Origin of the sequence: Kitasatospora sp. NPDC008050, from assembly GCF_042957465.1 — a bacterium.
Taxonomy (GTDB): domain Bacteria; phylum Actinomycetota; class Actinomycetes; order Streptomycetales; family Streptomycetaceae; genus Kitasatospora.
The window spans coordinates 15229-37813 of record NZ_JBIBIJ010000026.1 but is presented as its reverse complement, the minus strand read 5'-3'; the positions used below and the strand labels follow the sequence as shown (position 1 = coordinate 37813).

General features: G+C 73.1%; 15 protein-coding genes. 14 read left to right on the top strand and 1 reads right to left on the bottom strand.

The genetic code is table 11. The features are described from left to right. Positions 1–56: 56 nt before the first annotated feature. Together ACFZB9_RS33710 and ACFZB9_RS33705 are read left to right on the top strand one after the other, a co-directional pair. Positions 57–749: a phytanoyl-CoA dioxygenase family protein gene (locus ACFZB9_RS33710; protein WP_391453580.1), complete on the top strand. Its 693-nt coding sequence runs from the start codon at positions 57–59 to the stop codon at positions 747–749. 31 nt (positions 750–780) lie between these two features. After that, the gene (locus ACFZB9_RS33705) at positions 781–1206 is read left to right on the top strand and encodes a hypothetical protein (RefSeq protein ID WP_391453578.1); all 426 of its coding nucleotides are present in this window, start codon (positions 781–783) and stop codon (positions 1204–1206) included. A gap of 111 nt (positions 1207–1317) precedes the next feature. Here the strand turns inward: ACFZB9_RS33705 and ACFZB9_RS33700 are convergent, their stop codons facing one another. After that, positions 1318–2565 (bottom strand): MFS transporter, encoded by a 1248-nt coding sequence (locus tag ACFZB9_RS33700; RefSeq protein ID WP_391453576.1) that lies wholly within the window; start codon positions 2563–2565, stop codon positions 1318–1320. Between the two features lie 440 nt (positions 2566–3005). Between ACFZB9_RS33700 and ACFZB9_RS33695 the strand changes: the two genes are divergently transcribed. The 12 genes from ACFZB9_RS33695 (at position 3006) to ilvN (ending at position 22531) form a co-directional block, all read left to right on the top strand. Continuing rightward, positions 3006–3959 (top strand): methionine synthase, encoded by a 954-nt coding sequence (locus tag ACFZB9_RS33695; RefSeq protein WP_391453666.1) that lies wholly within the window; start codon positions 3006–3008, stop codon positions 3957–3959. Between the two features lie 20 nt (positions 3960–3979). Further along, entirely contained in the window at positions 3980–6307 is a 2328-nt protein-coding gene (gene ligA / locus ACFZB9_RS33690) for an NAD-dependent DNA ligase LigA (protein ID WP_391453574.1), read from the top strand. A 327-nt stretch (positions 6308–6634) separates the two neighbouring features. After that, positions 6635–8695 carry a putative bifunctional diguanylate cyclase/phosphodiesterase gene (locus tag ACFZB9_RS33685; protein ID WP_391453573.1) on the top strand — a complete coding sequence of 687 codons (2061 nt, stop codon included), beginning with the start codon at positions 6635–6637 and terminating at the stop codon, positions 8693–8695. 150 nt (positions 8696–8845) lie between these two features. Beyond that, positions 8846–9142, top strand: coding sequence for an Asp-tRNA(Asn)/Glu-tRNA(Gln) amidotransferase subunit GatC (gene gatC / locus ACFZB9_RS33680; protein ID WP_184935436.1), 297 nt, complete (start codon positions 8846–8848; stop codon positions 9140–9142). A 6-nt stretch (positions 9143–9148) separates the two neighbouring features. Further along, positions 9149–10642 carry an Asp-tRNA(Asn)/Glu-tRNA(Gln) amidotransferase subunit GatA gene (gene gatA / locus ACFZB9_RS33675; protein WP_391453571.1) on the top strand — a complete coding sequence of 498 codons (1494 nt, stop codon included), beginning with the start codon at positions 9149–9151 and terminating at the stop codon, positions 10640–10642. Next, positions 10639–10899, top strand: a complete 261-nt coding sequence (locus tag ACFZB9_RS33670; protein ID WP_391453570.1) for a hypothetical protein — start codon at positions 10639–10641, stop codon at positions 10897–10899. Before gatA ends, ACFZB9_RS33670 begins: the two co-directional genes overlap by 4 nt. Before the next feature lie 72 nt (positions 10900–10971). Continuing rightward, positions 10972–12474, top strand: coding sequence for an Asp-tRNA(Asn)/Glu-tRNA(Gln) amidotransferase subunit GatB (gene gatB / locus ACFZB9_RS33665; protein WP_391453568.1), 1503 nt, complete (start codon positions 10972–10974; stop codon positions 12472–12474). A gap of 305 nt (positions 12475–12779) precedes the next feature. After that, positions 12780–13040 carry a hypothetical protein gene (locus ACFZB9_RS33660; RefSeq protein WP_391453567.1) on the top strand — a complete coding sequence of 87 codons (261 nt, stop codon included), beginning with the start codon at positions 12780–12782 and terminating at the stop codon, positions 13038–13040. Positions 13041–13155: 115 nt separating this feature from the next. Next, entirely contained in the window at positions 13156–16281 is a 3126-nt protein-coding gene (locus ACFZB9_RS33655; protein ID WP_391453566.1) for a helix-turn-helix transcriptional regulator, read from the top strand. Positions 16282–16796: 515 nt separating this feature from the next. After that, entirely contained in the window at positions 16797–19817 is a 3021-nt protein-coding gene (locus tag ACFZB9_RS33650; protein WP_391453664.1) for a putative bifunctional diguanylate cyclase/phosphodiesterase, read from the top strand. A 311-nt stretch (positions 19818–20128) separates the two neighbouring features. Continuing rightward, complete coding sequence (locus tag ACFZB9_RS33645; protein WP_391453564.1) at positions 20129–21982, top strand: acetolactate synthase large subunit; 1854 nt, start codon at positions 20129–20131, stop codon at positions 21980–21982. Positions 21983–22006: 24 nt separating this feature from the next. Further along, complete coding sequence (gene ilvN, locus ACFZB9_RS33640; RefSeq protein WP_184935429.1) at positions 22007–22531, top strand: acetolactate synthase small subunit; 525 nt, start codon at positions 22007–22009, stop codon at positions 22529–22531. The last annotated feature ends 54 nt before the right edge of the window (positions 22532–22585 follow it).

Genomic DNA, 22585 nt, shown 5'->3' with positions numbered 1-22585 from the left:
TTGATGTCGCTCCACAGGTATGGAGCCGGAGTCCCAGCGACCGACAGGAGTAGGCCGTGACCACGATCGGTCAGCTTGACGGCATCCTCGGCCGGCGCGGCATGACGACCCCCATCGAATGGTCGCCGCCGGGTGCTGCTCGCGGCCGTGCCGCGCTCCTGACCTCCGAGCACCGCAGCGGCGCGCGAGAGATCGTCAAGAACCCTCACCTCACCGAGAAGTGGGCGGACTTCGCCGTGCGCTCCCCGAACCTGCTCGCTGCCGTCCAGGCCGTCCTCGGGCCGGATGTCGCGGTGGAAAACACGTTCCTCGTGGTGAAGTGGCCGGACCGGGAGTTCGAGATCCCCTGGCACCAGGACGGTACGGGCGACCGTCTGGAGCTGGACCCCGAACGGTCCGTCTCCGCCTGGCTTGCCATCACCGACGCCACCGTGTCGAACGGCTGCCTCCACGTCGTCCCCAGTACCCAGTGCCTCGGGTACCTGCCCGTGGAGAAGGAAGGCGACGAGGGAGCAGCGCGCGGCCTGGCCGACCAGGCCCGCGGCTTCAGTGCCGCGACCATGACCACCGTGCCGCTGCGCGCCGGAAGCGCCGTCCTTATGGACAGCCGCCTTGTGCACCGCTCCGGCACCAACACGAGCGACGGCGCCCGCATCGGGCTGAACGTCCGCTACGTCGCCCGAGGCGGCATCCTCCGGCGCGACCCCCAGAGCCCCAGCATCGCCCCGATCAGTGGGACGGGCTGGTAGTCCAACTGGACACACCGAGAGGAGCACCACCGTGAGCATCCTCGACACGTTGGAGACGTCGGGCGCGGTCACCCGCGTGCGCGTCCTGAGCGGGGAGGACACCGATGCGGCCCGCCGCGCCGACAAGACCCCCATCGGCAAGTCCGACTGCACCTACTACTGCCCCGACGCGGCCGCCGCCGCGCGCTGCATCGAGGCCCTGCGTGAGTCCGACGAGCGCCTGCGCAACCGCCCGGAGGAGCTGATGCTCTGGGACTGGCAGGCCACCTACTGGGAGGCTGAGCCCGGCAACCCGAACGGCGGCGGCACCGTGCTGCTGGGCGTCGCCTGGTACAACGCGGAGTTCTTCGCCGACCGGCGCGACGCCTGGTTCGGGGCGATGCACCAGCACATCTACAAGCAGTTGGGCATCCCGCTGGAGGACATCTCTGTCACCCACTGGTCGCTGATCGCCTGATCTGTGACCGCATACAACGGGCCGGGCTCCCCACTTCGGAATGGGGGCCTGGCCCTCGCGGTGAAGGGATTACGCCACGGACGAGTTTCGAGGAGCAGGCCACCCTGGGGATCAGTCCCGGACCAGCTCGCGGACGTCCTCAGCGACCGGCAGCGGCTTGCGCACCTTGGCCCAACGCACCACCAGGGCGCACCCGCCGCCAGCCAGCACCGCGGTCGCCGTCCCGCCGACGAAGAATCCGGCCCGAGGGTGGGAAGCGGCGAGCGCGGGGACGACCATCATCGAGACCGTCCCGGTGGTGCGGATCAGCGTCTGGTCGACCGTGAGCAACCGTCGCCGAGCGGCGGGCGGGAACTGCGCGAGGTGGGTGGACAGCGAGATGGACAGGAACGGCGAGATCACGCCCGAGAGCGCCGAGACCGTCACTAGTGCCAGCAGTGACACCACAGCCCCGGTTATCGCCAACAGCACCCCCGAGGCCGCCCATACGGCGCAGTAGACGGCGGGGAGCAGCCGGGGTAGCCGGACGTTGCCCGCCACCGCGTTGCCCGCCAGGGAGCCGACCCCGACGGCTGCCAGCACCAGGCCGTACGCCCCGGCGCCTGCGTGCAGCCGGGTGGCGAGGAGCGCGGGCATCGCCATGGACACCGCGCCGGCGAAGATGCCGACGCCGTGAACGGCCAGTGCCACCCCGGTCTCCGGGTGGGTCCGGACCAGGCTCCGAGCCTGCGGCCTGGTAGTCGGAGTCGGGACTGTCGCCGCCGTCGGCTGCGCGAGCACAGCCCCCTTGGCAAGTACGGTCAATGCCACCGCCGACACGGCGAACGTGCCGGCGTCCAGCCAGAACAGTCCGATCATCGGCATCACGGCAAGCAGGATTCCGGCGGAGCCGGGGCCGGCGACCCGGGCGACCCGCCCGGTCAGATCCATGAGGCCGCTGACGGCCTGGACCTCCTCGGGCTTCACCAGGTCCGGCACCATCGCCCCGAGGTTCGGATCGAACAGCGCGCCGCCGACGCCGAGCAGTGCGGCCGACACCAGCAGCCCCTCCGTGCCGTACTGCTCCCAGGTCCAGGGGAGCGCGGCGACCAGGACCATGCGGACGACGTCGACCAGGGCGAGTAGCGTCAGAGTGGTGAACCGCTCCATGGCTCTGCGGCCGATGGTGCCGAGCACGATGTACGGAACCGACTCGGCGATGGCCACCAGACCCATGGCGCCCGCCCCGGACTTCTGCCAGGCGATCCACATCACCGCCAGGGCGTAGAGCCGGTCCCCGAACACCGACAGCATCTGCGCGCCCCACAGGAGCAGCACCGGACCCCGGCGCAGCAGCCGCACGTATCGCAAGATCCACACCCGTCCAGAAAGCACGACGTCCCGGCAGCGAGATGCCACCGGGAACTCGCCCTACCCTAGGGCAACTTGAAGATCTTCTGCCGCAGACGCCCCGGCAGCCACTCGGACGCCCCGGCCTCGCGCGCCCACCATGTCAGGGCGTGTACCTTCCCGCCGATCATCGGCGCAGACCCCACTTGAGCCGCGATGATCGCCATCACTGCATCGACCCCGTCGGTGCCCGTTCCACTCGCGGAGATCTTCCACCGCTGGATCCGGCGTGGTCGGGAAGCCGCCGCCGCTTGGTGACCCTGCAAAGGAGGCCGCCACGCTGCAGGCTGGTCAAGGCGTCAGACCCCGGCGGCCGCTCTCGCCGCCACCCGCGCTCCCGTAGTCTGCACACCGTGACCAGCAACCTCACCTTCCCCGACCTGCTCGGCGCCGCCACCGGAGTCGGCTCGATGCCCGGCACCGACGCACGGGAGGCGGCCAAGACCTCGGTCGGAGCCCTGGAGCAGCTCCCGTTCCTGCCCGAGCTGCCCGCGCGGGGGCCCGGGGCGGACATGATCGGGCGCTCGGCTGGGCTGCTGGTGGAGCTGTTCGCGCAGGTCGAGCCGAGTGGCTGGCGGTTCGCCGACCGGCCCGGGCGGGACACCAAGCGTGCTCACTCCTGGCTCGGCGAGGACCTGGACGCGCTGGAGGAGTTCACCCAGGGCTACACCGGGGCGCTCAAGGTGCAGGCGGTCGGGCCGTGGACGCTGGCCGCGAACATCGAGCTGCGGCACGGCGAGAAGGCGTTGGCCGATCCGGGGGCCTGCCGGGACATCGCCGGCTCGCTCGTTGAGGGCCTGCGCCGTCACCTGGCCGAGCTGCGCAAGCGGGTGCCGGGGGCGCAGCCGGTGCTCCAGCTGGACGAGCCCTCGCTGCCCGCCGTGCTCACCGGTGCGGTGAAGACCGCCAGCGGGTTCCAGCGGCTGCGCTCGGTGGACCGACAGGTCGCCGAGGAGGTGCTGCGCGGGCTGGTCGGAGCCCTGGATGTGCCGGTGGTGGTGCACTGCTGCGCGCCGCAGGTGCCAATCCCCTTGCTGCGCCGGGCCGGTGTGGCCGGGGTCTCGCTCGACTTCGGGTTGTTGACGGAGCGTGAGGACGAGGTGATCGGCGAGGCGGTCGAGGCGGGCACCGTTTTTCTCGCCGGAGTGGTGCCGGCCACCGATCAGGGATTGTCGGACCCGGCCGGTAATGTCACCGGTGTCAGGACGTTGTGGCGCAGGCTCGGACTCGATCCGGAACTGCTGGGCCGCCGGGTGCTGGTGACGCCGACCTGCGGGCTGGCGGGCGCGAGCCCGGCCTACGCCCGAACCGCGCTGTCACTCAGCGTGAGGGGCGCCCAGAGCCTGGTGGACAACCCGGAGTAGGGCGAATCAGGAGGCGTACGGTGGCGGCTGTCGAGGGCTGGGAAGAGGTCCCGGCGGAGGTGCGCAGGCGCCACGCCGAGCTGGCGGCCGAGGTCGAGGACCACCGTGTCCGCTACTACGAGCAGGACGCGCCGGTCGTCAGCGACGCCGAGTTCGACCGGCTGATGCGCGAGCTGGAGGCGATCGAGGCCGAGCACCCGGTGCTGGTCACCCCCGACTCGCCGACCCAGAAGGTGGGCGGCGGGGCCGCCGAGGGCTTCACCAAGGTCGAGCACCGCGAGCGGCTGCTCAGCCTCGACAACGCCATGGACGAGGAGGAGCTGGCCGCCTGGGCCGAGCGGGTGGCCCGCGAGCTGGACGGCGTCGAGTACCACTACCTGTGCGAGCTCAAGGTGGACGGCCTGGCGGTCAACCTCACCTACGAGCACGGCCGCCTGGTGCTCGCCGCCACCCGCGGTACCGGCCGGGTCGGCGAGGACATCACCACCAACATCCGCACCATCAAGGAGATCCCGCACCAGCTCAAGGGCGAGAACATCCCCGCCCTGGTGGAGATCCGCGGCGAGGTCTACCTGCCCACCGAGGCCTTCGCCGAGCTCAACGCCTCCTTCGCGGCCGAGAACGAGCGCCGCCGGCTGGAGAACGAGGAGCGCGCCGAGGAGGGCAAGCGCCCGCGCGCCCTGATCAAGCTCTTCGCCAACCCGCGCAACGCCGCCGCCGGTTCGCTGCGCCAGAAGGACCCGCTGGTCACCGCCGCGCGCCCGCTGCACATGGTGGTGCACGGGATCGGCGCCCGCGAGGGCTTCGAGATCGACTGCCAGTCGCACGCCTACCAGCTGCTGCACGACTGGGGGCTGCCCACCGCCAAGCACAACCGGGTGGTCGCCACCCTCGACGAGGTGCGCGCCTTCATCAAGCAGTACGGCGAGCAGCGCCACTCGGTCGAGCACGAGATCGACGGCGTGGTGGTCAAGGTGGACGAGATCGCGCTGCAGGGCCGGCTCGGCGCCACCTCCAAGTCGCCGCGCTGGGCGATCGCCTGGAAGTACCCGCCGGAGGAGGTCACCGCCAAGCTGGACCGGATCCAGGTCGGCATCGGGCGCACCGGGCGGGCCACCCCGTTCGCGGTGCTGGCCGAGCCGGTGAAGGTGGCCGGCTCGATGGTCCAGTACGCCACGCTGCACAACCAGGACGTGGTCAAGGCCAAGGGCGTGCTGCTCGGCGACACCGTGGTGCTGCGCAAGGCCGGTGACGTGATCCCGGAGATCCTCGGCCCGGTGGAGGACCTGCGGGACGGCACCGAGCGGGAGTTCGTGATGCCCAGCCACTGCCACGAGTGCGGCAGCGAGCTGCGCCCGATGTCCGAGGGCGACATCGACCTGCGCTGCCCCAATGCCCAGTTCTGCCCGGCCCAGGTCCGCGAGCGGATCGCCTACCTGGGCGGTCGCGAGTCGCTGGACATCGAGGGCCTGGGCTATGTGGCCGCGACCGCGCTGACCCAGCCGCTGGAGCCCAAGGAGCCGCCCGTCAAGAACGAGGGGGACATCTTCGGCCTGACCGTCGAGCAGCTGCTGCCGATCAAGGTGCTGGTGCGCGACCAGAAGACGGGCATGCCGAAGCTGGACGACAAGACCGGCAAGGAGAAGAAGGTCACCTTCTTCGCCAACCTCAAGGGCGAGCCGAAGAAGACGGCGGGTCTGCTGCTGGACAACCTGGCGGCCGCCAGGGAGCGCCCGCTCTGGCGCTACCTCAACGGCCTGTCGATCCGTCATGTCGGCCCGGTGGCCGCCCAGGCGCTGGCCCGCGAGTTCCGCGACCTGGACGCGATCTTCGCGGCCGACGAGGCGCAGCTGGCGGCCACCGAGGGGGTCGGCCCGGTCATCGCCCGGGCGATCATCGAGTGGTACGAGGAGGAGTGGCACCGCGAGATCGTGGCCAAGTGGCGCGAGGCCGGGGTGCGCTTCGTCGAGGAGGCCACCGAGGAGGCGGGGGAGCGGCCGCTGGAGGGGCTCACCGTGGTGGTCACCGGCACGTTGGCCGACCACACCCGGGACGGTGCCAAGGAGGCGCTGGTCTCGCGTGGGGCGAAGGTGACCGGATCGGTTTCGAAGAAGACCCACTTCGTGGTGGTCGGTGACAATCCGGGGTCGAAGTATGACAAGGCGGTGCAGCTCGGGCTGGCCGTCCTGGACGACGCCGGTTTCGCGGTGCTGCTGGAGCACGGCCCGGCCGCGGCCCGGGAGCACCTGGGCCTGCCGCCCCTCGACGAGCCCGCGGCCGAGCCCGCCACTGAGCCCCCCGCGCAGGAGCCGGCCGAGGTAACCCCCGAGGGGGCTGACCAGGCCTGACGTGTCCCTCTTGTTATCGTGCTGATGCCCCGTCATCAGGGTGGTGGGCGCGCAAAGGGGGCATCGTGTCACTGTGTGGCGCCGGACCCGTGCTGGCGTGCTCCCGGATGACCGAAAGTCCGCCCTCACGGTGAGGGCGGATTTACTCTGGAGCGCAACAGTGTGTCAGCAGGATGGGGGCACCGGGTCCTAGGGCGCCGACAGGGGGGCGCTTCCCGGCTGAGACCGACTGACACGTGATCAGGGGTGTCAGGACCGACTGTTCTTCCGGTCGGTTCCAGCCGCGATGCGGCCTGGCGGGGGCGGGCCTGACGGAGGACAGGGCGTATGGATCGTACGACCGGCGGTGCGCTGACGCGTCCGCCGCAGGGGGTTGCGGGTGCGGTCCTGCTGCTCGGCGTCCTGCTGGCCGGGGCCGCGCCGCTCATCCCGCTGGCCGTCCTGGTCAGCCGGCACGAGCCCGAACTGCTGCCGCTCTTCGCGGTCCCGATGGCCGTGCTGGTGGCGGCCTGGCGGATCGCCCGTGACCGGGCCAGGGATCAGCTCACCGATCCGCTGACCGGGCTGCCGAACCGTCATGCGCTGCTGCTGGCCGCGCAGGAGTCGATCGCCGAGCACGAGGCCGAGGACGGGTACAGCGTCGGGCTGATCCTGCTCGACCTCGATCGGTTCCGGTCGTTGAACGACACCCTCGGGCATGCCGCCGGCGACCGCTTACTCGTGCACATCGGCCGCCGGCTGCACCGGGTGCTGCGCGGCGGTCAGCTGGACGCCCGCGGCACCTCGCCCGCAGGACCGCCGGGCACCGGACCGGGCGCCGGAACGTCCGCCGGGCCGGGAGCCGCCGGCGCGCCGGGGACGGCCCCCGGCTACGGCGCGGCCCCCACCGCCCGGCTCGACCTCGGCGCGCTGCCGCCGCAGGCACCACCCGGCGGGCCGTTCGCCGGGCCGCCCGGGGCACCGACCGCCGGGCCCTACCCGTCGGCGCCGGCCGACCCGCGGGACCTGCTCGCCCCGCCGCACCCGCCCGGCCGGCCGCTGCCGCCGGGCGCGATCCCCGCCCTCCCCGCGGCCCCGCTGCTCGCCGCGCTGCCGTCCACGGCCCCGCTGGGCGACCCGCTCGGCTACCTGGGCGCCGCCGACCGCCGCCGCGAGACCGAGGAACTGCTGGCCGCCCTGCCGCCCGCCGCCGAGCACGCCCGCCGCGCGGTGGTGGCCCGGATGGGCGGCGACGAGTTCGCCGTCCTGCTGCCCGGCGTCGGGCACGCCGACACCCTGGAGCGCCTGGCCAAGGCGCTGATCGCCGAGCTGGCCGCGCCGATCCGGCTGGACGGTCTGCTGCTGGTGCTGGAGGCCAGTGCCGGTGTCTGTGTGTACCCGCAGCACGCGGGTGACGCAGAATCGTTGCTGCGGCGCGCGGACGTCGCGATGGGCCACGCGCAGCGCGGGCGTACCGGCGTCGAGCAGTACGACCACTCGCAGGACGCCGACACCCCCTACCGGATCGGCCTGCTCGGCGACCTGCGCCGGGCCCTGGAGACCGGCGAGGTGCAGCTGCACTACCAGCCCAAGGTGGCCTTCGACGGCCGGGTGGTGGGCCTGGAGGCGCTGCTGCGCTGGGAGCGGCCCGGGCGCGGCAAGGTCTCCCCGGACGAGTTCGTGGGCCTGGCCGAGTCCAGCGGCCTGATGCCCCGGCTCACCGACTACGTGCTGGAGGCCGCGATCGGCCAGCTCGCCGCCTGGCGCGGGCAGGGCCTGCAGGTGCAGGTGGCCGTCAACGTCTCGCCGCGCGACGTGCTCAACCCCGGCTTCGCCGAGCGGGTCGCCGCCCACCTGAGCCGCCACCAGGTCCCGGCCCAGGCGCTCCAACTGGAGATCACCGAGCGGCTGTTGCTCGACGACTCGCGGCGGGCCGCCGACACCCTGGCCGAGCTGCGCCGGCACGGCGTGGGGATGTCGCTGGACGACTTCGGCACCGGCCACTCCTCGCTGGTGCGGCTGCGCAGTCTGCCGGTCGGCGAGCTGAAGATCGACCGCTCCTTCGTCTCCCGGATGGTCGCCGACGACCACGACGCGGCCGTGGTGCGCTGCTCGGTGGAGCTGGCCCACTCGCTGGGCCTGACCGTGGTGGCCGAGGGCGTGGAGGACGACGAGACCTGGGAGCGCCTGCACGGCCTGGGCGTGGACGCGGTGCAGGGCTGGCTGGTCTCCGCCGCGCTGCCCGCCGACCAGGCCACCGCCTGGCTGCGGGTGCACCGCACCGGGCCGCCGTCCGCCGAGCGGCTCACCCACCTGGAGCGCTGGACCGGGCAGGCCGAGCTGCCCTGCCCGGGCCTGCCCCGGCAGCCGCTGAGCCCGCCCACCGAGGCCCCCACCACCCCGCAGTAACGTCCGCGACATCCGGCGCCCCCTAGGATGGTCAGCACAGACAAGAGGACGGACGACCAGCGCGGCCCTGCCCGCCGGTCCCCGTCCGGGTCGGTGCTCGCCCCACCGGGCGCCGCCGGCCTCATCAGAACTCACCTTGAGGATCGCTGCATGCCTGGCATCACGCGCGAGGAGGTCGCCCACCTCGCCCGGCTGTCGCGTCTGGAGTTGCAGGCGGAGGAGCTGGACCACTTCGCCGAGCAGCTGGACGTGATCATCGGCGCGGTCGCCCGCGTTTCCGAGGTCGCCGGAGCGGACGTCCCGCCGACCTCCCACCCGCTGCCGCTGACCAACGTCATGCGCGCGGACGAGGTGCGCCCCTCGCTCACGCCCGAGCAGGCGCTGTCCGGCGCCCCGGCCGCCGAGGAGCAGCGTTTCCGGGTTCCGCAGATCCTCGGGGAGGACTGACCACCGATGACCGATCTCATCAAGCACACCGCTGCCGAGACCGCTGCCGCGATCGCGGCCGGCACCGTCAGCGCGGTCGAGGTGGCCCAGGCGCACCTCGACCGGATCGACGCCGTCGACAAGAAGGTCAACGCCTTCCTGCACGTGGACACCGAGGGCGCGCTGGCCGCGGCCCGCGCGGTGGACGACAAGCGCGCCAGGGGCGAGGAGCTCGGCCCGCTGGCCGGCGTGCCGCTCGCGCTCAAGGACGTCTTCACCACCAAGGGCGTCCCCACCACCTGCGGCTCGAAGATCCTCGAAGGCTGGATCCCGCCCTACGACGCGACCCTGACGTCGCGTCTGAAGGACGCGGGCGTGGTCATCCTGGGCAAGACCAACATGGACGAGTTCGCGATGGGCTCCTCCACCGAGAACTCCGCCTTCGGCACCACCGGCAACCCCTGGGACCTGTCCCGGATCCCCGGTGGCTCCGGCGGCGGCTCGGCGGCCGCGCTGGCCGCCTACGAGGCCCCGCTGGCGATCGGCACCGACACCGGCGGCTCGATCCGCCAGCCCGGCGCCGTCACCGGCACGGTCGGCGTCAAGCCGACCTACGGCTCGGTCTCCCGCTACGGCCTGATCGCCTTCTCCTCCTCGCTCGACCAGGGCGGCCCGTGCGCCCGTACCGTGCTGGACGCGGCGCTGCTGCACGAGGCGATCGCCGGCCACGACCCGCTGGACTCCACCTCGATCGACGCCCCGGTGCCGGCCGTGGTCGCCGCCGCCAGGCAGCGCGACGTGCGCGGTATGAAGATCGGCGTGGTCAAGGAGTTCGCCGGCGAGGGCTACCAGGCCGGTGTGATGCAGCGCTTCAACGAGAGCGTGGAGCTGCTGCGCGAGCTGGGCGCCGAGGTCGTCGAGGTCTCCTGCCCGTCCTTCACCCTGGCGCTGCCGGCCTACTACCTGATCGCGCCGAGCGAGGCCTCCTCCAACCTGGCCCGCTTCGACGCGATGCGCTACGGCCTGCGGGTCGGCGACGACGGCATCGCCTCCGCCGAGCAGGTCACCGCGCTCACCCGCGAGGCCGGCTTCGGCCCCGAGGTCAAGCGCCGCATCATCCTGGGCACCTACGCGCTCTCCTCGGGGTACTACGACGCCTACTACGGCTCGGCGCAGAAGGTCCGCACCCTGATCTCGCGCGACTTCGACGCGGCCTTCGCCGACGTGGACGTGCTCATCTCGCCGACCACCCCGACCACCGCCTTCCCGATCGGCGAGCGCGCCGACGACCCGATGGCGATGTACCTGGCCGACCTGTGCACGATCCCCTCGAACCTGGCGGGCAATGCGGCCATGTCGCTGCCCTGCGGCCTGGCCCCGGAGGACAATCTCCCGGTCGGCCTGCAGATCATCGCACCCGCGATGGCGGACGACCGCCTGTACCGCGTGGGCGGCGCCGTCGAGGCCGCACTCAACGACAAGTGGGGGCATCCCCTGCTGGAGGAGGCACCGGCACTGTGAGCAAGATCGAGAAGGCTAAGGCCAGCAGTTCTTCAATCAAGGGCTTCAAGCACAGCAAGCCCGGTCTGTGGCTGTCCATCGGCACCAGCACCTTCGGTGCGCTGGGCGTCGTCAAGGAATTCCGGAAGGCTCGCAGCGAGAACGACACGCTGTTGCTGGCCAACGCCGTGGTCGGCGCCGCCGCGCTGCTCACCGGCACGCTGCTGCTGGTCCGTGAGCTGCGGCAGCTGGGCAGCGACGACGTCCTCGCGGGCTGACGCCCCGTCGGGTCCGGTCCCGCGCGCGGGACCGGACCGGTACCTCCCAAGTCTTTTAGTGAAGGGGACGCTGTGAGCGTCATGAACCTGGTGTCCTACGACGAGGCACTGGCCTCCTACGACCCGGTGATGGGTCTGGAGGTCCACGTCGAGCTGGGCACCAAGACGAAGATGTTCTGCGGCTGCTCCACCGAGCTTGGTGCCGAGCCGAACTCGCAGACCTGCCCGACCTGCCTGGGTCTGCCCGGCTCGCTGCCCGTGGTGAACGCGGTCGGCGTGGAGTCCGCGGTGCGCATCGGCCTCGCGCTGAACTGCGAGATCGCCCAGTGGTGCCGGTTCGCGCGGAAGAACTACTTCTACCCGGACATGCCGAAGAACTTCCAGACCTCGCAGTACGACGAGCCGATCGCCTTCAACGGCTACCTCGACGTGCGCCTGGAGGACGGCGAGACCTTCCGGGTCCAGATCGAGCGCGCGCACATGGAGGAGGACACCGGCAAGTCCAGCCACGTCGGCGGTGCCACCGGCCGGATCCACGGCGCCACGCACTCGCTGCTGGACTACAACCGGGCCGGCATCCCGCTGATCGAGATCGTCACCAAGCCGATCGAGGGCGCGGGCAGCCGCGCGCCCGAGGTGGCCAAGGCGTACGTCGCCGAACTGCGTGAGCTGATCAAGGCGCTGGGCGTCTCCGAGGCGCGGATGGACAAGGGCCAGATGCGCTGCGACGTCAACCTGTCGCTGCGCCCCAACGGCACCGAGACCTTCGGCACCCGCTCGGAGACCAAGAACGTCAACTCGCTGCGCAGCGTGGAGCGGGCCGCCCGGTTCGAGATCATGCGGCACGCCACCGTGCTGAGCGACGGCGGCACCATCGTGCAGGAGACCCGGCACTTCCACGAGGAGGACGGCTCCACCACCTCCGGCCGGATCAAGGACAACGCCGAGGACTACCGGTACTTCCCCGAGCCCGACCTGGTCCCGATCGCCCCGGCCCGTGACTGGGTCGAGCAGCTCCGGGCCGAGCTGCCCGAGCTGCCGCGGGTGCGCCGGGCCCGGCTGCAGGCCGAGTGGGGCCTGTCCGACCTGGACATGCAGTCGGTGCTCAACGCCGGTGCGGTGGAGCTGATCGAGCAGACCATCGCGGCCGGTGCCCCGGCCGACCAGGCCCGCAAGTGGTGGCTGGGCGAGCTGGCCCGGCGGGCCAACGAGAGCGGCACCGAGCTGGCCGAGCAGCCGATCACCCCCGCCCAGGTGGCCCGGGTGTGCGCGCTGGTCGCCGAAGGCAAGCTGAACGACAAGCTGGCCCGCCAGGTCATCGAGGGCGTGCTGGCCGGCGAGGGCGAGCCGGACGAGGTGGTGGCCGCCCGCGGGCTGGCCGTGGTCTCGGACGACTCGGCGCTCGGCGCGGCCGTCGACCAGGTGATCGCCGACAACCCGGACATCGCCGAGAAGATCCGCGGCGGCAAGGTGCAGGCGGTGGGCGCGCTGGTCGGCGCGGTCATGAAGGCCACCCGCGGCCAGGCCGACGCGGCCCGGGTCAAGGACCTGATCCTGGAGCGGCTTGCCGCGTAAGGACCGTGGGCGCCGTCTGGAGCGGCTTGCCGCGTAAGGACATCGGGCGCCGTCTGGAGCGGCTCGGCGCGGCCTGACGACCTCAGCCGGAGATCTTGGTCTAAGGACCTCACGGAGCCCGTGGCCCCCCTCCTTAGGGGTGGCCACGGGCTCCTGCCTTTCCTTCTAAGGCACCTGCCCCTCCCAAGATCCGGCATGCTGCCGATGTGCCGCACCCCCCTGGGCGAGGAGTCTCTGAGGAGCGGACGACGGACCGGCCGGGAGAGACCGGGAAGCGTCCCGAGGGGATACGAGGGGAACGCACCATGACCGAGATCGAGTACCAGCTCTACAGCCAGCGCGGTGCCGAGCTGCGCGCCCAGGCCGCCCACCGGCGCCTGGTGGCCCAGGCGCGCCGGGCCAACCGCGCGCAGGGCGGCCAGGGCGGCCAGGGCCGCCTGGGACGGCTGGCCGCCGGCCTGCGCCGCGCCCCGCGCCTGGCTCACCAGCCGGGCACCGCGCAGGCGGTGACCGGCGGGCGCCCGGCGGTGAGCACGGCCGGCTCGCCCTCGATCGGCGAATGCTGATCGGACCACCCGGTCGCCGAGCGCCTTCATGGGCACCCTCCCCGACGGATCGCCAGGTCCGCATGCCGGGATAACCGTTCGGCCGCCGTCCGGGCTCTGTGGCATGCTCAGCGCCGTGGAGCAGATCTCGGTCAGTCCTGTGTTCGTCGGCCGCGGCAGCGAGATCGCCTCGCTCACCAGGGCGCTGCGCCGCGCCGCGGCGGGGCAGCCGCAGGCGCTGCTGGTCGGCGGCGAGGCGGGGGTGGGCAAGACCCGGCTGCTGGAGGAGTTCCTCTGCCGCGCCGAGCGCGACGAGCGGCAGGCCACCGTCACCATGCTCGGCAACTGCCTGGAGGTCGGCGCCACCGGGCTGCCCTACGCCCCGCTGGTCACCGCGCTGCGCCGGCTCTACCGCCGGCTCGGCCCCGAGCTGGAGCAGGCCGCCGCGGGCATGGAGGGCCACCTCTCCCGGCTGCTGCCCGAGTTCGGCGGGTCCGACACCGAACCCAACGACGAGTACGGCCGGGCCCGGCTGTTCGAGCACGTCGGTCGCCTCTTCGAGCGGCTGAGCGCCGAGCGCACCCTGGTGCTGGCGATCGAGGACCTGCACTGGTCCGACCGTTCCACCCGCGAGCTGCTCGGTTATCTGATCAGTACCCTGCACCGGTCCCGAGTGCTGATCCTGGCCACCTACCGCACCGACGACCTGCACCGCCGCCACCCGCTGCGCCCCTTCCTGGCCGAGCTGGAACGCCAGCGCACCGTGCACCGCCTGGAGCTGGAGAGGTTCGACCAGCGCGAGGTGGCCGCCCAGCTGGCGGGCATCCTGGGCGTCGAGGCGCCGGACCGCGGGCTGGTCGCCCGGATCCACCGCCGCTCGGAGGGCAACCCGTTCTTCGTCGAGGAGCTGGCCTGCTCGCACCAGGAGGGCTGCTCGGTGGGGTTGAGCGACTCGCTGCGGGACATCCTGCTGGTGCGGGTGGAGGCGCTGCCCGAACAGACCCAGCGGGTGCTGCGGATCGCCGCCGAGGGCGGCTCGCGGGTCGAGCACCAGCTCCTCGAAGCGGTCCTGACCCGCGGTCACGAGGGGGCCGGGCGCGAGGCCGACGAGCGACTCGGGGTGACCGACCTGCTGGAGGCGCTGCGCACCGCGGTGGGCGCCAACATCCTGCAGCCGGACCGGGACGGCGAGGGCTACCGGTTCCGGCACGCCCTGGTCCGCGAGGCGGTCTCGGACGACCTGCTGCCCGGCGAGCGGACCAGGATCAACCGCCGCTTCGCCGAGGCCCTGGAGGCCGATCCCGGCCTGGTCGGCGGCGACCAGCAGCCGGCCCGGCTGGCCAACTACTGGTACCACGCGCACGATCCGGCCCGGGCGCTGCCCTCCGCGCTGGACGCCGCCCGGGCCGCCCGGCGCCGCAACGCCTTCGCCGAGCAGCTCAGCCTGCTGGAGCGGGCCATCGACCTGTGGGACGAGGTGGACGAGGAGAGCCTGCGGACCACCCTGCGCCCGTACGACTGGGCCGAGACCTACCCGCCGTGCTCCTGCGAGCCGCCCGTCCGCGGGCCCGAGTGCGACCGGCTGCGGCTGGTCGACGTGCTGGCCGAGGCGGTGGTCGCGGCCCGCCGGGCCGGTGACCGCGAGCGCGGCCTGAGCCTGGCCAAGCGCGCCCTCAAGCTGGTGGACGAGGCCGCGGACCCGCTGCGCGCGGCCTGGTTCCGGATGAACCGGTCCCGGATGCTGGGCCACCTCAACCGCCTGGGCGGCGACCAGGAGCTGGCGCACGCCCGCCGCCTGGTCGAGGGCACGCCGCCCTCGGCGGTCAAGGCCGACGTCTACGCGCTGGCGGCCGGCCAGTCGCTGTTCCAGCACCCCACCGAGGCCGATGTGGAGCTGGCCGAGCAGGCGGTGGCGATCGCCCGCCAGGTCGGCGCGCGAAGCGTGGAGCTGTTCGCCCGGATGACCCTCGGCTCGTTCCACGCCGAGTTCGGGGACCCCGAGCGCGGCATCGCGGTGCTGCGCGAGGCGATCGAGGGGGCCCGCCGGCTCGGCGTGCCGGACCTGCTGACCCGCGGCCTGAACAATCTGGCCAGCCTGCTCGGCCAGTTGGGCCGGGCCGAGGAGGCCGTCGAACTGGCCAGGGAGGGGCTGGCGGTGGCCGGCGACCTCGGTCTGCTGCGCAACGCGGGGGCGCTGCTGGCCGGCAACCTGGCCGAGTGCCTGTTGAAGGTCGGCCGTCCGGCCGAGGCCGCCCGGGTGCTGGCCGGCTGGGAGGGCGACGGGCGTCCGGAGCCCTACGACCCGTACCTGTTCCGGCTGCGCGGTGAACTCGCGCTGCACCGCGGCGAGCAGGCCAAGGCCGAGGAGTTCCTCGCGCTGGCCCGGGTCGGCGACTGGCACCAGCCGCAGCACGCGGTGCCCAACGCCCTGCTGGAGGTCGAGCTGGCCACGCGGGCCGGGCGTCCGCTGGAGGCCAGGGCCGCCCTGCTGACGGTGCTGGCGGGCCCGCAACCGGGCCGCGCCGGTGTGCTGCTGCCGCTGCTGGCCCGGGCCGCCGGGGTGGAGGCCGACACCCGCGGGCTGCCCGCCGCCGAGCCGGACCGCCCCGAGGTGCTGCGCCGGATCGCTGCCGAGCTGGTCGGGCTGCGCCCGCTCTCCCCGCTGCACCAGGGCTGGCTGGCGCTGGCCGAGGCCGAGCTGGCCAGGGCCACGGGGAGCGACACCCCGGCGCACTGGGCGGCGGCCGTCGAGCCGCTGCGCGCCACCGGGCTGCCGTATCCCCTGGTGCTGGCGTTGCTCGGTGCGGCCGGTACGGCGGCCGCGGCCGGCGAGCGCGAGCGGGCGGGCGAACTGCTGCGCGAGGCGGGACCGTTGGCCGAGCTGCGCGGTGATCTGGAGCTGGGCCGGCAGATCGCCCGGCTGGCCGAGCGCGTCGGCGTGGCCCGGGCCTTGCGTCCGGCCGAGCCGGTCGAGCAGGGGCGGCCGGCGGACGCGCCGGGCGGCGAGGGCGGGCCGGCGGTGGGCGCCGCGGCCTTCCACCTGACGCCCAGGGAGACCGACGTGCTGCGGCTGCTCGCCGAGGGCCGGACGAACCGGCAGATAGCCGAGGAGCTCTTCATCTCGCCGAAGACGGCCAGCGTGCACGTCTCCAACATCCTGGCCAAGCTGGAGGTGTCCGGGCGCGGCGAGGCGGCCGCGCTGGCCCACCGGCTGCACCTGTTTCCCGAGCCCGAGCTGGTACCGGTCTCCGGCGGCGCGTAGTCCGGCGCACGGACGCACGCGCCCCGGCGCGCGTGCTCCCGGGCGTGCGCTACGGCCAACCGGGCCGATCTGGTGGAAGCGGGTGCATATCCCTACTCTCGGACCATTACTCTAAGTTGAGTGCGCGTGTCATTGAGTGACCGAAGTGGTGTGGGGTCCCGGCCGGGAACCCCGGTGCTGCGAACTCCGGTACTGCCAGTCGCAGTACGGCCGGCAATCGCAGTACGGCCAGTCCCCGTACTGCGGACCCCGGTACGGGGAGGAGCTCCGGTGCCGCGGCGAACTCCGGTGCGGCGGCGCGGTACCGGGCTCGGCCGCCCCGGGGCGCCGCCGGTGTCCCGGACCGGAGGGGGAGGTGCCCGGTGAGCCCGGCCGACGTCGTGCCCCAGACGCTGCCTGCCCGCCCCCGCGGGGTGGCGCAGTCGGCCGCCGTCCTGGCGCCCGCCCCCGGCCTGGTGCCGGGCGCGGTGCCCGTCGGCGCGTCGGCCCTCGGCCCGCCGCCGGGCCGCCGCCCGCTGCTGCCGATCGGCCGGCTGCCCGGAGTGCTGCTGGCGGCCCTCTGCGCCGGCTACGCGATCGGCGCCGCCACCGGCTGGGGATCGCCGGCGCTGGCGACGTTCATGGGCGACTTCGGCCTGGCCGGCGCGGCCCTGGCGGCCGCGCTCTCCTGCCTGGCGCACGGCTGCACGGTGCCCGGGCCGACCCGCCCGGCCTGGCTGCTCTTCGGCCTCTCCTCCGCCACCGTGGCGCTCGGCAACGGCACCTGGGGCTGGTACGAGGTGGTGCTGCGCACCAAAGTGCCGCCGGACTCGCTGGCCGACTACGCCTTCCTGCCGTTCGCCCCGCTGGCCATCACCGGCCTGCTGGTGCTGGCCCAGCGCCCGCGCGGCGCGGCCGGCTGGTTCTGCCTGCTGCTGGACGGCTGGATGGTGGCCGGCTCGCTCTTCACGCTCGGCTGGAGCCTGGCGCTGGGCCGCACCGCCGAGGGCGAGGTCGGCGACCCGCTGCGCCTGGCGCTGGGCCTGGCCTACCCGGTGCTGGACATCCTGATGGTCTCGCTCGTGGTCGGCCTGCGCTTCCGCGGCCGGGACGGCAACCGGGCCGCCGTGCACACCGCGATGCTGGGCCTGGCGGTCACCGTGGTCTGCGACGGCCTGTTCACCTCGCCCACGCTGCGCGACACCTACCACTCCGGCAACCTGCTGGACGCGGGCTGGTTCGCGGGCAGCCTGCTGCTCGCCTCGGCGCCCTGGTCGGCCCGGTGGGGGCGCGGGCGCCCGAGCCGTGAGCACCCCTCGGCCGGCGGCCTGCCGCGCCGCCGGGTGGCCTCGACCTTCAGCGCGCTGACCCCGTACGCCGCCGCCGCGGTCTGCACGGCCGGCATCCTCGACAACGCCCTCGGAGGTCATCCGATGGACCGGGTGGTGATCGTGGTCGCCTGCACGGTCGGCCTGGCCCTGATCGTCCGTCAGGGCATCATGCTGCTGGACAACCTGTCGCTGGCCCAGGAACTGGCCCAGAAGGAGGCGCACTTCCGCTCGCTGGTCCAGGGGTCCAGCGACGTGATCATGATCACCGGCGCCAACGGTGTGCTCTCCTACGTCTCGCCGGCCGCCCTCGGGGTCTACAGCCGCGATCCCGAGGAGCTGGTCGGCGGGCGGCTGCTGGACCTGGTGCACCCCGAGGACGCGGACCGGGTGGTCGGCGAGGTGCACCGGTTCCTGGCCCGCAGCCAGCGCCTGGCCCGCCAGCTCACCCCCACCCCGCACCGGCCCACCCCACGCACGGTGGAGCCCAGCGCCCGGGTGGAGTGCCGGATCCGGGCGGGCGGCGGGGAGTGGCTGCATGTGGAGTCCACCGTCAACCGCTACCGCGACGGGCTGATCCTGAACAGCCGCGACGTCACCGAACGGGTCCGGCTGCAGGCCCAGTTGCAGCACAACGCGTTCCACGACCCGCTCACCGACCTGCCCAACCGGGCGCTGTTCGCCGAGCGGCTGCGCGCCGCGCTCGGCGGGCGCTCCCTCCAGCCGCCTGGGGCCGAGTGCCCGCGCGAGCACCCCTACCAGGAGCCCGGCACGGTGGCGGTGCTCTTCCTGGACCTGGACGGCTTCAAGGCGGTCAACGACACCGCCGGGCACCAGGTCGGCGACCAGCTGCTGGTGCAGGCGGCCCGCCGGCTGCAGTCCACCGTGCGCACCGGTGACACGGTGGCCAGATTCGGCGGTGACGAGTTCGCCGTGCTGGTCTGCGGCCCGCTGGGCCGCCTGCGGGTGCAGGAGCTGGCCGAGCGGCTGCGCCTGGCGCTCTCCGAGCCGTACTGGATCGGCGGCGCCGAGCTGGGGGTGGCCGCCAGCATCGGGATCGCCTTCGGCCCGCGCGGCCTGGACGAGTACGGCCAGCCGGTGGGCGAGGTGGCCGTGCTGGCCGACGAGCTGATGCGTGACGCCGACCTCGCGATGTACCGGGCCAAGTCCGAGGGCAAGGGCCGGGTGGTGCTCTACAGCCCCGCGATGCGGGCCGACGTGGCGCACCGCCGGGAGCTGGACGACCGGCTGCGCCTGGCGGTGCGCGAGGGCGGCTTCGCGCTGTACCACCAGCCCGTGGTGGACCTGCGCACCGGCGCGGTGGCCGGGGTGGAGGCGCTGGCCCGCTGGCGCTCCGCCCAGGGCCTGCTGCTCACCCCGGCCGAGTTCCTGCGCGCCGCCGAGGCCGGTGACGCGGCGGGCCGGTTCACCCGTTGGCTGCTCCAGCAGTCGATCGCCGAGGCGGCGCTGCGCTCGGCGGTGGGCGCCGGCGGCGCGGGGCGCGGCCCGGCCGGCGCGGTCCCGGTCACCGTGCGGCTGACCGCCGAGCGGCTGTGCGCGCCCGGGGTGCACGAGACCATCGCCGCCGCGCTGCGCGAGTGCGGCCTGCCGCCCGGGCGGCTGGTGATCGAGCTGGCCCGGATGGGGTCGGACGCCATGGCCGACGAGCTGGGCCGCAAGCTGGCCGCGCTGCGCCGGCTCGGGGTGGGTACCGCGCTGGCCGGCTTCGGGGCCGGCAGCGGCTCGCTGAGCGCGCTGGCCCGGCTGCCGTTCGACGCGCTGAAGCTGGACCGGGCCCTGGTCCAGGAGCTGGCCGAGAACCCGCGCAGCCGGGCGCTGGCCGGCCACGCGCTGCGGCTGGGCCGCGAGCTGGGGCTGGCCACCGGCGCCGAGGGGGTGGACCAGGAGCGCCAGGTGACGGTGCTGCAGGAGCTGGGCTGCCGGTACGGGCAGGGCCTGGCCTTCGCCCAGCCGCTGGACGAGTTCCGGCTGCGCCGGGCGCTGGCCCGCCGGCTCTACCCGCTGCCCCGGCCGCTGGGCGCGGTCTCGGCCCGGCTCGCCTATCTGTCGGCCGCCGACACCCGATCGGGTGGACGCCCGGAGCCCGGTGCGGGCCGTCCCGCGCACCAGCACCCGCCGCACGAGTCCGCCGAGCGCCAGGCGGCGTGCGGTACCGCGCCGGGGTCCACGGCTGGTCCGCATGGCGAGACGGCGATCCCACCTGCTTGACATCGGCCCGCGCCGAGGAGCAAGGTCGGTGCCATGACCACCCGAATTCTCGTACTTGGCGGGCGCGTCGGCTGAGCCCCGGACCTCGTCCGGACTCGTACCTAGCCGACGCGCCACCCCTCGCTTGCCCTTGGCACGAGGGGTTTTTTGTTGCACTCGCACTGTTTGAACACCGATGTACCGCCCGTTCGCCGCCCCGAATACCGGACGAAACGGACTGGCACCCGGCTACCGGACCCTCGCCGGCGGAGCAGCGTAGCGCTCCGGCGGAGCCCGCTCGGTCCGGCCGAACCCCGAGAAGAGACAGGCAGATGACTGAGCACACGGCATCCCCCCGCCGAGGGGACCAGCAGGGCGGCCCGTCCCACGAGGCTCCCGCTGTGGTCGAGACCATGACCGGCGCGCAGTCGCTCATCCGCTCGCTCGAGGCGGTCGGCGCGGAAACCGTCTTCGGCATCCCGGGCGGCGCGATCCTGCCGGCGTACGACCCGCTGATGGACTCGGTCAAGGTCCGGCACATCCTGGTCCGCCACGAGCAGGGCGCCGGCCACGCGGCCACCGGATACGCACAGGCCACCGGCAAGGTGGGCGTCTGCATGGCGACCTCGGGGCCGGGCGCCACCAACCTGGTCACCCCGATCGCCGACGCCTACATGGACTCGGTCCCGATGGTCGCGATCACCGGCCAGGTCGCCTCCAAGGCGATCGGCACCGATGCCTTCCAGGAGGCGGACATCTGCGGCATCACGATGCCGATCACCAAGCACAACTTCCTGGTCACCGACCCGGCCGAGATCCCGCAGGTGATCGCCGAGGCCTTCCACATCGCCGCCACCGGCCGCCCGGGCCCGGTGCTGGTGGACATCGCCAAGGACGCGCTGCAGGCCACCACCACCTTCCGCTGGCCGGTCGAGCTCTCGCTGCCGGGCTACCGCCCGGTCACCAAGCCGCACGCCAAGCAGATCCGCGAGGCCGCCAAGCTGCTGGTCGCCGCCCGCAAGCCGGTGCTCTACGTGGGCGGCGGCGTGCTCAAGGCGAACGCCACCACCGAGCTGCGGATCCTGGCCGAGCTGACCGGCGCCCCGGTGGTCACCACGCTGATGGCGCTGGGCGCCTTCCCCGACAGCCACCCGCAGCACCTGGGCATGCCCGGCATGCACGGCAGCGTCCCCGCGGTCACCGCGCTGCAGAAGGCCGACCTGCTCTTCACCCTGGGCGCCCGGTTCGACGACCGGGTCACCGGCAGGCTGGACAGCTTCGCGCCGTACGCCAAGGTGGTGCACGCCGACATCGACCCGGCCGAGATCGGCAAGAACCGCCCGGCCGACGTGCCGATCGTGGGCGACGCCCGGGAGGTGCTGGCCGACCTGATCGTCGCCGTCCAGGCCGAGCACGAGGCCGGGCGCAAGGGCGACTACGGCGACTGGTGGGTCAAGCTCAACGAGTGGAAGAAGACCTACCCGCTGGGCTACGAGCCCGCCCCCGCGGGCGAGCTGTCGCCGCAGCAGGTGATCGAGCGGATCGGGCAGTTGGTCGGCCCGGAGGCGATCTACGCGGCCGGTGTCGGCCAGCACCAGATGTGGGCCTCGCAGTTCATCAACTACGAGAAGCCGGCCAGCTGGCTCAACTCCGGTGGCGCGGGCACCATGGGCTACGCGGTCCCGGCCGCGATGGGTGCCAAGGCGGGCCGCCCGGAGGCCGCGGTCTGGGCGATCGACGGCGACGGCTGTTTCCAGATGACCAATCAGGAGCTGGCCACCTGTGCGCTGAACAACATCCCGATCAAGGTCGCGGTCATCAACAACGGTTCGCTGGGCATGGTCCGCCAGTGGCAGACGCTCTTCTACAACCAGCGCTACTCCAACACCGTGCTGCACGCCGGCCCGGAGCACGACGGGGTCGCCCCGCCGCCGCAGGGCACCCGGATCCCCGACTTCGTGCTGCTCTCCGAGGCGATGGGCTGCGTGGGCCTGCGCTGCGAGCGCCCCGAGGACCTGGATGCGGTGATCAAGCAGGCGATGGAGATCAACGACCGCCCGGTGGTGATCGACTTCATCGTCCACCAGGACGCCATGGTCTGGCCGATGGTGGCCGCCGGCACCAGCAACGACGAGATCCTGTTCGCCCGGGGCGTGCGCCCCGACTTCGGCGACGACCTCGACTGAACCTCGAACTAGGAATCAGAGACCATGTCCAAGCACACCCTCTCCGTCCTGGTCGAGAACAAGCCCGGCGCGCTGGCCCGCGTCGCCGCCCTGTTCTCCCGTCGGGGCTTCAACATCGACTCCCTCGCCGTCGGCCCGACCGAGCACCCGGACATCTCCCGGATGACCATCGTGGTCAACGTCGAGGACCTGCCCCTGGAGCAGGTCACCAAGCAGCTCAACAAGCTGGTCAACGTGATAAAGATCGTCGAGCTCGACCAGTCCGCTGCGATCCAGCGGGAACTGGTCCTGGTCAAGGTCCGGGCCGACAACGAGACCCGGTCCCAGGTCGTCGAGATCGTGCAGCTCTTCCGCGCCAAGACCGTGGACGTGTCGCCGGACGCCGTCACCATCGAGGCCACCGGCAGCTCGGACAAGCTGGAGGCGATGCTGCGAATGCTGGAACCGTACGGCATCAAGGAGCTCGTGCAGTCGGGCCTGGTGGCGATCGGGCGCGGTGCCCGGTCGATCACCGACCGCTCGCTGCGCGCGCTCGACCGCAGCGCCTGACCGAACCGCGTCTCCCCGCTGTCTCAGCAGCTGAGCGCGATCCCCTGAACCCCT

Excerpts from the sequence above, each read along its gene's own strand:
- ACFZB9_RS33695 (WP_391453666.1), top strand. The coding sequence starts at position 3,006 with ATGCCCGGCACCGACGCACGGGAGGCGGCCAAGACCTCGGTCGGAGCC.
- ACFZB9_RS33685 (WP_391453573.1), top strand. The coding sequence starts at position 6,635 with ATGGATCGTACGACCGGCGGTGCGCTGACGCGTCCGCCGCAGGGGGTT.
- ilvN (WP_184935429.1), top strand. The coding sequence starts at position 22,007 with ATGTCCAAGCACACCCTCTCCGTCCTGGTCGAGAACAAGCCCGGCGCG.
- gatC (WP_184935436.1), top strand. The coding sequence starts at position 8,846 with ATGCCTGGCATCACGCGCGAGGAGGTCGCCCACCTCGCCCGGCTGTCG.
- gatA (WP_391453571.1), top strand. The coding sequence starts at position 9,149 with ATGACCGATCTCATCAAGCACACCGCTGCCGAGACCGCTGCCGCGATC.
- ACFZB9_RS33645 (WP_391453564.1), top strand. The coding sequence starts at position 20,129 with ATGACTGAGCACACGGCATCCCCCCGCCGAGGGGACCAGCAGGGCGGC.
- ACFZB9_RS33660 (WP_391453567.1), top strand. The coding sequence starts at position 12,780 with ATGACCGAGATCGAGTACCAGCTCTACAGCCAGCGCGGTGCCGAGCTG.